Raw genomic sequence first — 11,392 nt, 5'->3', positions numbered from 1 at the left:
GACCCGGGATTTTGACAGGCATTTACATCACCGGCATTGCAATGATCACGCCCATGGGAGATACCGGACAAACCATGGCCGCTTTGGAAGAAAACCGGATTTGCGCCGCCCCCCTGACCCTGTTTTCCCATCCAGACCCGCCCGTGGCCGGACAGGTGAGCATGGACTTGCCTGTCATTGATGCCGGCCGGACCCATGCGCTCACAGATGCGGCGGTCAGACAAATCATGGACCAATGTCCGGGAGAGGTTCCCGACGCAGTGGTCATGGGTGTGACCACCGGCGGAATGCCGGAATCCGAGGTGCTGATCAAAAACCAGGTCACAGACCCCCGGGCCTATGCCGACCACGGTCTGGACACGGTGGCCCGGCATGCGGCCGGTCTCTGCGGGTGCACCGGCCCGGTTTTGACGGTCTCCACTGCCTGCTCCTCAGGGGCTGCGGCCATTGCCCTGGCCGCCCGGATGATTTGCAGCGGCATGGCCCAAACCGTGCTGGCCGGGGGAGCTGATGCCCTGTGCCGACTTACCTGCCACGGGTTTGCCGCCCTTCAGCTCATCGACCCGGAGGGCTCCCGGCCCTTTGACGCAAACAGAAAGGGCATGCACCTTTCCGAGGCCGCGTCCCTGGTTCTGCTCAAAGGCGGTCAAACACCCCCAAAAAATGCAGTTGCCCAAATTCTGGGCGCCGGTCTTTCCTGTGACGCCCATCACGCCACTTCCCCGCATCCGGAAGGCCTGGGCGCGGCCCGGGCCATAAAAGCCGCCTTAAAAGATGCCGGGCTGGGTTCTGAAGACATTGACTACATCAATCTGCACGGCACCGGCACCATCGGCAATGACGCGGCCGAAGCCCGGGCCGTGCACGCTGTTTTCGGAGACAACCCACCGGCGCTCTCCTCAATCAAGGGCGCTTGCGGCCACAGCCTTGCAGCGGCCGGGGCCATGGAAGCGGGCATCTGCGCCCGGTCCGCGGCAGACGGCTTTTTGCCCGCAAACGCCGGCATGCGCACCCCGGACCCGGATCTCGACATCCACCCCCTGACCCGGCCGCAGCACAGAAAAATCAACACGGTGCTGTCCAATTCTTTCGGGTTCGGGGGCAACAATGCCGCACTGGTCATTGGCGGCATCCGGAGCGACATCCGGAAAAACCCGGGTCATTTTACAGAATACCCCGATGCCATGGGCGTTTTGACCGGCGTGTGCGTCACCGGCGCAGGGGACACAGAAGCCAGTCTGCAGGCATTTTACAACAATCTTTCCTGCGCCGGGGTGCTGTCCGGCAAAGATCTTTCTGCAGGCCTGGATCCAAAAGCGGTGCGGCGGTTAAAGCGGCTTTCGAGAATGGCAGTTAACATGGCCGGCCAGGCGGTCTGCCGCACAAATATGGAAAATCAGATCTCGGATCTGTTTTTCGGCACCGGCTGGGGGGCGCTCACAGAAACCCATGACTTTCTCACCCGGCTGTTTGCCAACCAGGAGCAGCTTTCCAGCCCCATGGATTTTGCCGGATCCGTACACAACGCCCCTGCCGGCCAGGCTGCGCTCATGCTCGGGGCCAGGGGCGCAAACATGACATTGACAGGACAGGACGACGCTTTTGAGCAGGCCCTGATCGCAGCAAGGCTCATGGCCAAAAACCAGGGGCCGTGTCTGGTCATGGGCGCAGACGAAGCCCATGATCCGCTGGTCCGCCTGTTTGACCCGTCCTCGGCCCTGGCCGCCACCCCGGCCGACGGCGGGGGCGGACTGATGCTCACCTCCGCCAACACCGGCATCGGCATCGGCCGGGTATTGGTTCTTGGCAGCGGCGATCCGGCCGAAACCGCCAGTGCCCTGGTGGAAAAGCTGGGCGGGGCCAAGGCCGCGGCCGAAAGAATCGGTGTGATCTTTGCCGGTATGCCTGCGGCCCGGGCGGACTTTTCCCGCCAGGTGATCAACGCCTTTTGCCAAGCCATTGACATTGACCTGCCAATGGTGGATTACCGGAAATATACCGGCGAGTTTGCCACGGCCTCTGCCGCAGCAGCAGGCATTGCTGCCGGGTCCATGGAAAAAGGATTTCTCCCGGCCGGGCCGGCCGGAGACACAAAAATCGATCTGCGCTCCAGGGGAATTTTGATGATCAATGCCGGAAAAACCGTTACGGCAGTGGAAATGGTTCACACATGAAGGTCCTGCTGATTTCGCCCAACACTGAAACCCGACCCTACCCGGTCTACCCCCTGGGCCTGGATTACGTGGCCGGGGCTGTCAAAGACCGCCATCAGGTATGGATTGCAGACATCAATGAGCCCGGCGGTGCAGACACCGTTCTGGCCCGGGTGGTCCAAACCGATCCGGATATCATCGGGATTTCCATCCGCAACGTGGACACCACTGATGCGGTCAACCCGGGCACCTATCTCTGGCAGAGCCGGGAACTTGTGGACCGAATCCGCAAAATTTCCCGGGCGCCGATCATTATCGGCGGCAGCGGGCTGAACATGTTTCCCAGGGCCATTTTGACGCACCTGGGGGCGGATTACGCCCTGACCGGCGAAGGCGAGCGCCTGGCCGCGTTTCTGGACCGGCTTTCCCAAAACAAACCCGTAACCGATCTGCCCGGGGTGATCAGCCCAAACAGCCCGGCCGGGGCCCTCACGCCGCCGAGGCCCCTGGATAACTTAACGAAACGCTCGTTTCTGGCCGATCGTCCGCACGTGGATTATTATCTGCGCCACGGGGGGATGCTTAACCTGCAGACCAAGCGGGGCTGCTGTTTTCAGTGCATCTACTGCACCTATCCCGACATCGAGGGCAGGCGCATGCGCCTGTTTGACCCCGCAGAAGTGGCCAGACAGGCCCGACAGCTCCAGGATGCCGGGGCCGCATTTTTGTTTATCACGGATTCGGCCTTCAATGCAGACCCGGATCACAGCCTGGCCGTGGCCCGGGCCTTTGAGCGCGCGCAGATCACCATTCCCTGGGGCGCCTACATCGCACCGGCCCGGATGCCGGCAGGCTATTTTGCCGCCCTTGCAAAAGCCGGCATGACCCATGCAGAATTCGGCACAGACGCGTTCTGCGATTCCATCCTGTCCCAATACCGCAAACCCTTTACCTGCACAGATATTTTTGCCGCCCACCAGGCCGCCCTGGATGCGGGAATCCATGCCGCCCATTTTTTTCTGCTGGGCGCCCCGGACGAATCCGAAAATACACTGGAAATCACGCTGGACAACGCCGCAGCCCTGGAGAAAACCGCCTGCTTTTTTTTCACCGGTATCCGCATTTATCCGGGCACCCGGGTACGGCGAATAGCCGTGGAACGGGGACTGATCCAGACAGATGCAGATCTGCTTGAACCTGTGTTTTACCCGCCTGCACACATCAGCGCCGAACAGATACAGGCCCGGGTGCTGGAAAAGGCCCAAAACCGCATTAACTGGATTGTTGGCAGTGGTGGGGACAAAAGCGCGCAGATCATCTCCCGGCTCCATGCCCGGGGCCATACCGGCCCCCTGTGGGAGTACCTGATCAGATGAAGGCCGGCTTTGGCATAGTCCCTGCCTGGCTTGCCGCAGGTGTGGCCTTTGCCGCGGCCGGCGCTGGCTTTTTCCTCCACCCGTATTTTTGCGCGGCCGTGCTTGCCGCCTTTGTGATCATGTGCGCGGCTGGGGCGGTTTACGGCCAGTCCAGGTTTTTTCTGCCGGTGATCTGCAAAGGACCCAAAACCAGCAGCAGCGTTGCCCTCACATTTGACGACGGCCCGCACCCGGAAACCACCCCGGCCCTGCTGGAACTGCTGGGGCGCTGGAATGCTTCAGCCACATTTTTTGTCACCGGCCAAAAGGCGGAAAAACATCCTGAAATTATCCAGCAAATCCTTGCCGCCGGCCACTGCATCGGCAATCACACTTACAGCCACGACGTGTTTGTCATGCTCAAGCCCGCCGGAAAACTGGACGCGGAAATCGCCAAAACCCAAAACATCCTGGCCCGGTTCAATATCCGGCCAACTGCGTTCCGGCCCCCGGCCGGGGTGGTCAATCCGAAGCTCAAGACCATACTTGAAAAATACAAAATGTCCTGTATTCTTTATTCATGCCGGGGACCGGACATGGGAAACCGGAAAATCAACGGCTTGGCCGCACGCATCGGCAGAAAGGTACAAAGCGGAGACATTCTCCTGCTCCATGACGGCCACCCGGGAACCGCACGGTTTGATCCGCGGCAATGGCTTGCTGAAATGGAGAAAATTCTTATCATCCTTTCTAAACAAGGCCTTGTGATCCGATCGGTCTCCGGACTCACGGGCCTGCCCGTGATGCACCAATCCAGCCGGCTGAAAAAAGCCGGCCACCACAAAACAAATGAAAGGACTTTGCCATGAACCCGAACAATCGTCTCAAATGTCTGCCCGCCGCCCTGCTCCTGATCCTGGCATTTCTGATCGGCGCCGGGCCGGCCGCTGCTGAATCCAACGATCAAACTTCCGGCGAAAAAGTCAAGCAGGACATTGCCGAGGCCATTGAAAGCCTGAAACAGTACTCAGCCGCCAAACAGGAAGAAATGGCCAAAAAGGCAAAAGAGGAAATCCAGCGGATGGACGAGCGCATCAATGAGCTGGAGCGCCGGTATGAAAAGGAAAAATCGGAAATGAGCAAAGAGATGAAGGAAAAAAGCAAATCCACCCTCGAAACCCTTCGACAAAAACGCGAAGATCTTCAAAAATGGGCGGAAAAATTCAAAAACAGTTCAGAGGAAACCTGGGAAAAAACCAAGCAGGGATTTTCCAGGGCATGGCGCGATTTTCAGCGGTCGCTGGAAGACACCGAGGACAAAGCCCCCCAAGAAACCCGGATCTGAAAAACCCCCGGTCACGGCAAATTTGCGAAATCCGGATTCTGCTCAATGCGCTCCAGCTCCAGCCGATAGCCAAAGGCTCCGTGCCGCCGGAGAACAATTTTATCCGGCGGCCCGTTTTTGAGCGGACTGCCCGATGCCTCCGGCATCTGCTCCCATGTCAGGGAAACGCTCTGGCGCTTTTTTTTGCCCTGACTGTATTCAATGATTTGGGCATGGTTTGCGGCAACCTGCACCACGTCCAGAAAACCCCCCTCATCGAGAAAATAGCGGCACACCGGGTGGTTGTCGGAGTTTTTCCCGGCAGCGACCATCAGGCCCCGTGGGGGTAAAAACACCTGCCGGATATCGGCAAACAGGCGCTTGGCGAATTGTTCACTGTCAAATGGCCCAATGGCGCGCTCAACCCGGATCTCGCCATTGGCCTGCCCTGAAAACAGCACCAGGCCCTGGATGCTCATGATCACGCACTTGATGCGGGCGGATTGCGGCATCACCCGGGTGACGGAAATGCCGTGGTAAGTCTCATTATTGGGCATCCGGGCGGTCATGGAATGCACCATCTGCCGGGGGGTGTCTGCAAATACCTGCCGGCAGCCCGCTTTCACACGGGATTGAAAAACAGGGCCTTCCAGCCTGATTTCCGGCAGCCCGGCACATCCGGCTGCCATGAAAACCAGGAAAACCAGGATAAATGCCGGCCGGACAGGCCGAAAGCCCCTGCAATGGGGATATTTTCCGTTATTCAACTTTTTCCAGACTCATGGGCATACCGCTTTCCTGTTCCAGATCGTCGTCATAGAAATAATCACCCCGCAGCAGGCCCTTTTCCTTCATTTCCAGCCGGGCCGTGTAATAGACCGATCCCCCGGAGAGAAACACCAGGTAAACCTCGTTGCCGCTGACCCTTCCGGTAACGTTGTAATGGCCGATGTGGCCCTCGATTCTGCCGTTTGTTTGCTCAAGCACGCCCTTGCCCCATCCAAACGGGGTATTGGGATCCACATCCGCGTCCTGCCATTTGCCTTCCACGTTTATGGCAGGCGCCCTGTCCCCGGAAATATCGGCCAGCCAGGGATCAATGCCGTCTCTTGTCAAACCTGCGGCACAGGAAATCAGTGCCGCGGCCATCAACACCAGAAAACCGCTGTAAATCCAATGTTTCATCATCAACCCCCTTTTGCGGATAAATTGAAGTATTGCCTGTTGCAAACAAAAAGTTCGCACGGACTGCTGAAATAAAATATTATTCCAAATCAGCCGGGTGCAAGCGATTTGTCCGCCGGCCCCTATGGGGCCTGTTCAAACACGCTGTCGGCAATCTTCGGGTTGATCCTTGTGTCATGGAACACAATGCGGGTATAAGAGGTTTCATCCTCGTAAATAAAAGCCGACTCGATCACACCCGGGGTATCTGTAAGCTGAAGTTCGATCTTTTCAATTACCCCGGAAATGTTTTTGTCCACAGGGGTCAGCACCACCCTTTGCCCTTTTTTGAGTTCCGCGGCAAAAGCAGTGTTTTTGTCAAACCCGCCCCGGAGCCACTGGCCCACCTGCTCCAGAAAAACGCGCATGGCCTCCAGATCCCTGCCCTGCCGGGCGGCCATGCCGTCTTCGCCCATGGCGTACTGCCGGATCCGGTCCCGGTTCATCAGCAGGATGCTTTTTACGGGATCGGTGTATTCCCAGCGCAGCGAATCCGGGGCCCGGAAATACAGCTCGCCTTTGGATATCAGGGGATTGTCGAGCATTTCCAAATGCTTTTCCTGGACAAACCGCGCTTTGACCGCCCGGATACCGGCTGCCTGATCTCCGATCTCCTCCATGGTGTCGGCCCAGCCGGTAAAAAACGGCACGGCACACATCAGCGCAGCAAAAAGTCCAAACCGGGAAAAAATCCTGCGCGCGAAGACAATGCCGGCCATCAGCCCATCCCCCCGTCCACACTGATCACCGCGCCGGTGATATAAGAGGCATCCTCTGAGCACAAAAACCGCACCACCTTTGCCACTTCCCCGGGCCGGCCGATGCGGGCCATGGGAATCATCTGCTTGATAAAATCCACGGGCGCCTCCTGGATCATTTCAGTTTCAATAAGGCCCGGGGCTACCACGTTAACCCGGATGCCCAGGCGTGCCACTTCGGCCGAAACCGCCTTGCTCGCCCCGATCAGTCCGGCCTTGGCCGCCGAGTAATTGGCCTGGCCCCGGTTGCCCCGGATGCCGGAAACCGAGGAAAGGGTCACCACCGATCCCCGTTTTTTGCGCATCATCTGCTTTAACACCGGCTTTGTGACATTGTAGAATCCTGAAAGGGCCGTGGTGATCACGTCATGCCAGTCTTTTTCCGGCATCATCACAAACAGCCCGTCTGCAGTAATCCCGGCATTGTTGACCAGCACCCCGATGTCATGGCCTGCGGCAATCTCTGCCACCGCCTCTTTGGCGGCAGCGGCATCCGTGATATCAAAACCCATTATTTCCGCGGACCCGCCGGCGCTGCGGATTTCATCCCTGGTCTGCTCGGCCGCATCCCGACCGGATCGGTAATTGAGGATCACAAAATAGCCGCAGGCAGCCAGTTCCAGGCCAATCGCCCGCCCGATGCCGCGTCCGCCGCCGGTTACAATCGCTGTTTGCTGATCCATATATCTGCTTTCTCCTAAACTGAGCGTTTCAAATAAAGAAATAACTTCCTGACTTTACTTAACACTTAAAACTTAACACTTAACACTATCACCCGGTGCGCAGCACCTGGATAAAGGACCTGCCCAGAGTTTGTCCGTTCATTGTGCAGGTGCCTTCAAATTCCGCATAGTTCATGTGCTTGGCCACTTTGACCGCGCAGGTTTCAACCTCCGCATTCAGGGGGATTTGCGGGCAGAAGAATTCCGCATCCTTGATGCCAACGATAAACCCGCCGCCGGAATGGCTCGCCGGGTCTTTTTCCAGCTCCCTCCACCGGATCTGGATACCCGAGGTCTGGGCCACCAGCTCAATTAACACCACCGGATGAACATAACCGTCCATTTGCATGGGCCACCCCGCGGAAATTTTGGACCTGGCCACTGCCTTTTGCGCGTCTGCGGCCACGATGCTGTCCACGAGCTTCATGGCATCGCGCTGGATCAAATATTTTTCGGTATCTGACAAATCCTGGCTCATGGACAGGCACCAATGACACGGCACGGGCATGGATGCACGGGCAGAAACCATTCATATGTGAAAGAAGATTGACTTTGCAGGGGACGGCTGGTATTTTTGGTCATTTCAGGGTTCCGGAGAAATTCAGAATACGGTAATAAGTGATATTTTAGACTCGCCTGATTTTTCAACATAAAATAAATTTACTGGTTTGACAAGGTCATTTCAATGCAGCAGCTCATTGACGAACTCAAGACAAAGATTGTTGATACACTGTATCTAGAGGATATCACGCCCGGAGAAATCGACGAAAAAGCGCCCCTGGTAGGCGGCGATCTGGGCATTGACTCCATTGACATTCTGGAACTGGTAATGATGGTGGAGCAGGACTACGGCGTTGTCATTGACAACAAGGAGGTCGGGGAAAAAGTTTTTGCCTCTGTTGCCGCCCTGGCCGAATATATCCGGGACAACCGGCCTCAGACAGCAGACATCACCGGATAACCAAGCCATGAAATTCAAACTTATCTATCCCAAATGGGCCAAGCTGGCCCGTCAGACCGAATTTCACCTTCCCCCCCACGGGCCGGTGGTCTTTGCCGCAAGCCTTCCCGACGACGTGGAAGTCACATTCGTGGATGAAAACCTCCAAGACATTGATTTTGATGAATCCGTGGACATGGTGGGCATTTCCATGATGCTGACCATCCAGGTCAAACGGGGATGGCAGATCGCCGACCATTACCGGAAAAAGGGAATTTGTGTGATTTTCGGCGGCATTGCCGCAACCCTTCATGCCGAGGAAACCGCGCAGCGCGCGGATGCCGTGTTTCTGGGCGAGGCCGAAGGAAAAATGGACCAGGTCTTTGATGATTTCCGCAACAACCGGCTGCAGAAATTCTACAACGCCCTGGAAGCGCCCCCGGCCATTGAAAACGTGGGCCCGGCCCGAAGGGATATTTTAAACAAGAGCCTCTACAATTACCGGGGCATCCAGATGGTGGACCTGGTGCACGCCTCCCGGGGCTGCCGGTTTAACTGCTATCCATGCGCGGTTGCCTACCTGGGCGGCCGCCGTTTCCGGCCGCGGCCCGTTGACCGGACAATCGGGGAAATCGCCGGCATTGACAACAACCGCCTGTTTCTGGTGGACAACTCCCTTGCCCAGGACACCCAATGGGAAAAGGACTTGTTTGCCGAAATGATCCCTTTGAAAAAAAACTGGTGCAGCCATCCCATCGAGGACGACCCCGCAGTCCTGGACCTGGCTGCCCAAGCCGGGGCCTGGTTTGTTTACCAGGCGGTGTTTGACACCTCGGATTACATCCGGGAGCGCATCCGGCGCTATCACGATCACGGCATTGCCGTGGAAGGCACCATTTTGCTGGGCCTTGACCGGCATACCGAGGATTTTATCAAGGAACTGGTGGATTTTCTGCTGGAAATTGAACTGGACCTGGCCGAATTTACCGTGCTCACCCCGTTTCCCCACACCCGGGCCTGGGACCGGCTCCACGGAGAAAACCGGATTTTCTCCTATGACTGGGACGATTACACCGCAGACAAGGTGGTTTATCACCCAAAGCAGATGAGCGCCGAGCGCCTGCAGGAACTGCTGTTTTACGCCTGGGATACCTTTTACGCCGGCAAACCCCAGCAGATGCGCATGTTTGAGCTTTTCCAAAAGGTTATGCGCAAGGAAAAGGCAAGCGGCACGTTTCAGCCCAGGGACCGCAACCTGATCGACCAGGCATTCGGCCGGCCGGTGAAACGATAGATCCGCACCAGAAGCCGTAAACTTTTTTTCCGTATTTAGGGTTCGTCACAAAATAACTTGAACAGTTGGCTTGTCCTTTTTCCCGTCTTCTTTGTTGCTGCGTCGGTCAAATAGCTTGCTATTCTCCCTCCTCGCGCCTCGAAGACGGAAAAAATTCCGGCGCCAAATTTGCCCAACTTATTTTGTGACGAACCCTTAGTGCCCGAACGAAAACCATGATTTTTCGTCAAGGGCAAGGACGGCGAAAATTTTAACCGCAGGAATACGCGACGTATTTTGAGGATTAAAATTTGAGCCGGACGCAGAGATTGGCGAAAAAGACGGTTTTCGTTCAGGCACTATTTAAACCAGCAGGGCCAGAGACGCGTGCAAAACCGCTGTCACCGCAAGCAGAATCCCGGTTTTCCGGTGGGTGCGCGGCGATATTCGGATGATATGCAGTCCGGTTGTCAGCTGCCAGGCCACCAGCACCAGGTTGACAATTCCCAAAGCCAGGATCATTTCCACCTCTCCAAAATCTTGTCCTAAACGTTTCAATTGTTAAAAATTGATGGCCCCGTAAAAAGTCTGATTTCAGATGGTGCCGTAAAAATTTGAAACGCTCGGTTTGGGTTCATATCTATTCGGCTGCTTCGGTTGGGGCCGCATCAGATGCCACGGTCACGTTCACGACATCTGTGTTGCGACTGCCGTGCATGTTGCACACGGCACGGGCGCTGATCGTAAAATCCTGGTCTGCGGCGTGAAAATAGCGCACGGTAAACTCTTCCTCAGGAGGCTTGCTGAAATTGGAATACTCCCACTTTTCAACCAGTTCACCGTTGATTTCCAGCTCCACCAGCTCGGTGTAATGCATGAAATTATTGCCGGAATGCGACACATGCACCAGTATCTCCACCTCCTGGCCGGGCTGCGCCGACTCCGGGGCCTCGATGCGCACCGCAGACTCGTTTGCAAAAGCCGTTGTCAATGTCACCCAAAACAAGACCAGAACTGCTATCCCCACAATCCTGCCAATTTTCATTTTCTTCTCCCCTTTGCGTCAATCCTTGGTTGCTTTCCAAAACCGCTGCCAGCAAACCCATAAAATAATCCCGCCGGGCAGAAATCGCCAGCAAAAACCACCCCTGTCCGGTTTTTCAAGCAATAAACCGGGAGTTTCAAATTTTTAAAGTTTTTATTTCCCTATTACCTTATTGGTCCCGGGTTCGGCCAGGGAAAACCGCTGCCAAGGAAGGCCTGCGGTCGGAGTCGGTTTTTGAAGCGACATTGAGCGTTTTTACGGAAAAATTCAGCAAATGCCGAAGCGTGAAAATTTCAAACTGTTTGAGGCCGATAGGCCGAGTTTTTGAAATTTCAGCGAAGGCATTTGATGAATCCGTAAAAACGGTCAGGAGCGAAAAAACTGACCCCGACCGCAGGCCTTCCTTCCTATAACTTTTATCAGATATGACAAAACCGAATGCACAAGGAATGGAATTCTGGTATAAATCAAGTCAAAACAACAATCCGAAAAAGCTTTTTAAAGGGTCATCCGGTAGATGCCGGGATAGACTGAAATTCCCAGATAGTTGATCGAAGACTCAAGCACATCGGTCGGACCGGCGGCGGCCCGAGAATGG

13 protein-coding genes are annotated in these 11,392 nt (G+C 56.1%); 6 read left to right on the top strand and 7 right to left on the bottom strand.

Features of this window, described 5'->3' with window-relative positions; genetic code table 11:
• The first annotated feature begins 11 nt into the window (after nt 1–11).
• The 4 genes from HNR65_RS14495 to HNR65_RS14480 are packed head-to-tail and all read left to right on the top strand — an operon-like array spanning nt 12 to nt 4,853.
• Nucleotides 12–2,174, top strand: a complete 2,163-nt coding sequence (locus HNR65_RS14495; RefSeq protein WP_181552241.1) for a beta-ketoacyl synthase N-terminal-like domain-containing protein — start codon at nt 12–14, stop codon at nt 2,172–2,174.
• Nucleotides 2,171–3,529, top strand: a complete 1,359-nt coding sequence (locus HNR65_RS14490) for a lipid biosynthesis B12-binding/radical SAM protein (RefSeq protein WP_181552240.1) — start codon at nt 2,171–2,173, stop codon at nt 3,527–3,529. Before HNR65_RS14495 ends, HNR65_RS14490 begins: the two co-directional genes overlap by 4 nt.
• Nucleotides 3,526–4,377, top strand: a complete 852-nt coding sequence (locus HNR65_RS14485; RefSeq protein WP_181552239.1) for a polysaccharide deacetylase family protein — start codon at nt 3,526–3,528, stop codon at nt 4,375–4,377. The genes HNR65_RS14490 and HNR65_RS14485 overlap by 4 nt, the downstream gene beginning before the upstream one ends.
• Nucleotides 4,374–4,853: a sll1863 family stress response protein gene (locus HNR65_RS14480; protein ID WP_181552238.1), complete on the top strand. Its 480-nt coding sequence runs from the start codon at nt 4,374–4,376 to the stop codon at nt 4,851–4,853. The genes HNR65_RS14485 and HNR65_RS14480 overlap by 4 nt, the downstream gene beginning before the upstream one ends.
• A gap of 11 nt (nt 4,854–4,864) precedes the next feature.
• Here HNR65_RS14480 and HNR65_RS14475 read toward each other — a convergent pair whose 3' ends face one another.
• The 5 genes from HNR65_RS14475 to HNR65_RS14455 all read right to left on the bottom strand — a co-directional run bounded on the left by HNR65_RS14475 (nt 4,865) and on the right by HNR65_RS14455 (nt 8,014).
• Nucleotides 4,865–5,599: a hypothetical protein gene (locus tag HNR65_RS14475; RefSeq protein ID WP_181552237.1), complete on the bottom strand. Its 735-nt coding sequence runs from the start codon at nt 5,597–5,599 to the stop codon at nt 4,865–4,867.
• Nucleotides 5,592–6,020: a hypothetical protein gene (locus tag HNR65_RS14470; RefSeq protein ID WP_181552236.1), complete on the bottom strand. Its 429-nt coding sequence runs from the start codon at nt 6,018–6,020 to the stop codon at nt 5,592–5,594. The genes HNR65_RS14475 and HNR65_RS14470 overlap by 8 nt, the downstream gene beginning before the upstream one ends.
• A gap of 119 nt (nt 6,021–6,139) precedes the next feature.
• Nucleotides 6,140–6,775, bottom strand: coding sequence for a LolA family protein (locus tag HNR65_RS14465; RefSeq protein WP_181552235.1), 636 nt, complete (start codon nt 6,773–6,775; stop codon nt 6,140–6,142).
• Complete coding sequence (fabG, locus tag HNR65_RS14460) at nt 6,775–7,497, bottom strand: 3-oxoacyl-ACP reductase FabG (protein ID WP_181552234.1); 723 nt, start codon at nt 7,495–7,497, stop codon at nt 6,775–6,777. Before fabG ends, HNR65_RS14465 begins: the two co-directional genes overlap by 1 nt.
• Nucleotides 7,498–7,585: 88 nt before the next feature.
• Entirely contained in the window at nt 7,586–8,014 is a 429-nt protein-coding gene (locus tag HNR65_RS14455; protein WP_181552233.1) for an ApeP family dehydratase, read from the bottom strand.
• A gap of 207 nt (nt 8,015–8,221) precedes the next feature.
• On the opposite strand from HNR65_RS14455, the gene HNR65_RS14450 reads away from it, so the two are divergent.
• Together HNR65_RS14450 and HNR65_RS14445 are read left to right on the top strand one after the other, a co-directional pair.
• Entirely contained in the window at nt 8,222–8,497 is a 276-nt protein-coding gene (locus tag HNR65_RS14450; protein WP_181552232.1) for a phosphopantetheine-binding protein, read from the top strand.
• A 7-nt stretch (nt 8,498–8,504) separates the two neighbouring features.
• Nucleotides 8,505–9,770: a B12-binding domain-containing radical SAM protein gene (locus HNR65_RS14445; protein ID WP_181552231.1), complete on the top strand. Its 1,266-nt coding sequence runs from the start codon at nt 8,505–8,507 to the stop codon at nt 9,768–9,770.
• A 342-nt stretch (nt 9,771–10,112) separates the two neighbouring features.
• Here the strand turns inward: HNR65_RS14445 and HNR65_RS14440 are convergent, their stop codons facing one another.
• Nucleotides 10,113–10,271 carry a hypothetical protein gene (locus HNR65_RS14440; RefSeq protein WP_181552230.1) on the bottom strand — a complete coding sequence of 53 codons (159 nt, stop codon included), beginning with the start codon at nt 10,269–10,271 and terminating at the stop codon, nt 10,113–10,115.
• Nucleotides 10,272–10,389: 118 nt separating this feature from the next.
• The gene (locus HNR65_RS14435) at nt 10,390–10,794 is read right to left on the bottom strand and encodes a desulfoferrodoxin family protein (protein WP_181552229.1); all 405 of its coding nucleotides are present in this window, start codon (nt 10,792–10,794) and stop codon (nt 10,390–10,392) included.
• Between the last annotated feature and the right edge of the window lie 598 nt (nt 10,795–11,392).

Source organism: Desulfosalsimonas propionicica (assembly GCF_013761005.1).
GTDB lineage: Bacteria > Desulfobacterota > Desulfobacteria > Desulfobacterales > Desulfosalsimonadaceae > Desulfosalsimonas > Desulfosalsimonas propionicica.
Note: the sequence above shows the minus strand (reverse complement) of the source record. Positions and strands in the feature narration are given on the sequence as shown.

Bases quoted from the DNA above. Each gene is read 5' to 3' on its own strand.
- HNR65_RS14465 (WP_181552235.1), bottom strand. From the start codon at position 6,775: ATGGCCGGCATTGTCTTCGCGCGCAGGATTTTTTCCCGGTTTGGACTT.
- HNR65_RS14455 (WP_181552233.1), bottom strand. From the start codon at position 8,014: ATGAGCCAGGATTTGTCAGATACCGAAAAATATTTGATCCAGCGCGAT.
- HNR65_RS14485 (WP_181552239.1), top strand. From the start codon at position 3,526: ATGAAGGCCGGCTTTGGCATAGTCCCTGCCTGGCTTGCCGCAGGTGTG.
- HNR65_RS14445 (WP_181552231.1), top strand. From the start codon at position 8,505: ATGAAATTCAAACTTATCTATCCCAAATGGGCCAAGCTGGCCCGTCAG.
- HNR65_RS14440 (WP_181552230.1), bottom strand. From the start codon at position 10,271: ATGATCCTGGCTTTGGGAATTGTCAACCTGGTGCTGGTGGCCTGGCAG.
- HNR65_RS14435 (WP_181552229.1), bottom strand. From the start codon at position 10,794: ATGAAAATTGGCAGGATTGTGGGGATAGCAGTTCTGGTCTTGTTTTGG.
- HNR65_RS14490 (WP_181552240.1), top strand. From the start codon at position 2,171: ATGAAGGTCCTGCTGATTTCGCCCAACACTGAAACCCGACCCTACCCG.
- HNR65_RS14450 (WP_181552232.1), top strand. From the start codon at position 8,222: ATGCAGCAGCTCATTGACGAACTCAAGACAAAGATTGTTGATACACTG.
- HNR65_RS14470 (WP_181552236.1), bottom strand. From the start codon at position 6,020: ATGATGAAACATTGGATTTACAGCGGTTTTCTGGTGTTGATGGCCGCG.
- fabG (WP_181552234.1), bottom strand. From the start codon at position 7,497: ATGGATCAGCAAACAGCGATTGTAACCGGCGGCGGACGCGGCATCGGG.
- HNR65_RS14480 (WP_181552238.1), top strand. From the start codon at position 4,374: ATGAACCCGAACAATCGTCTCAAATGTCTGCCCGCCGCCCTGCTCCTG.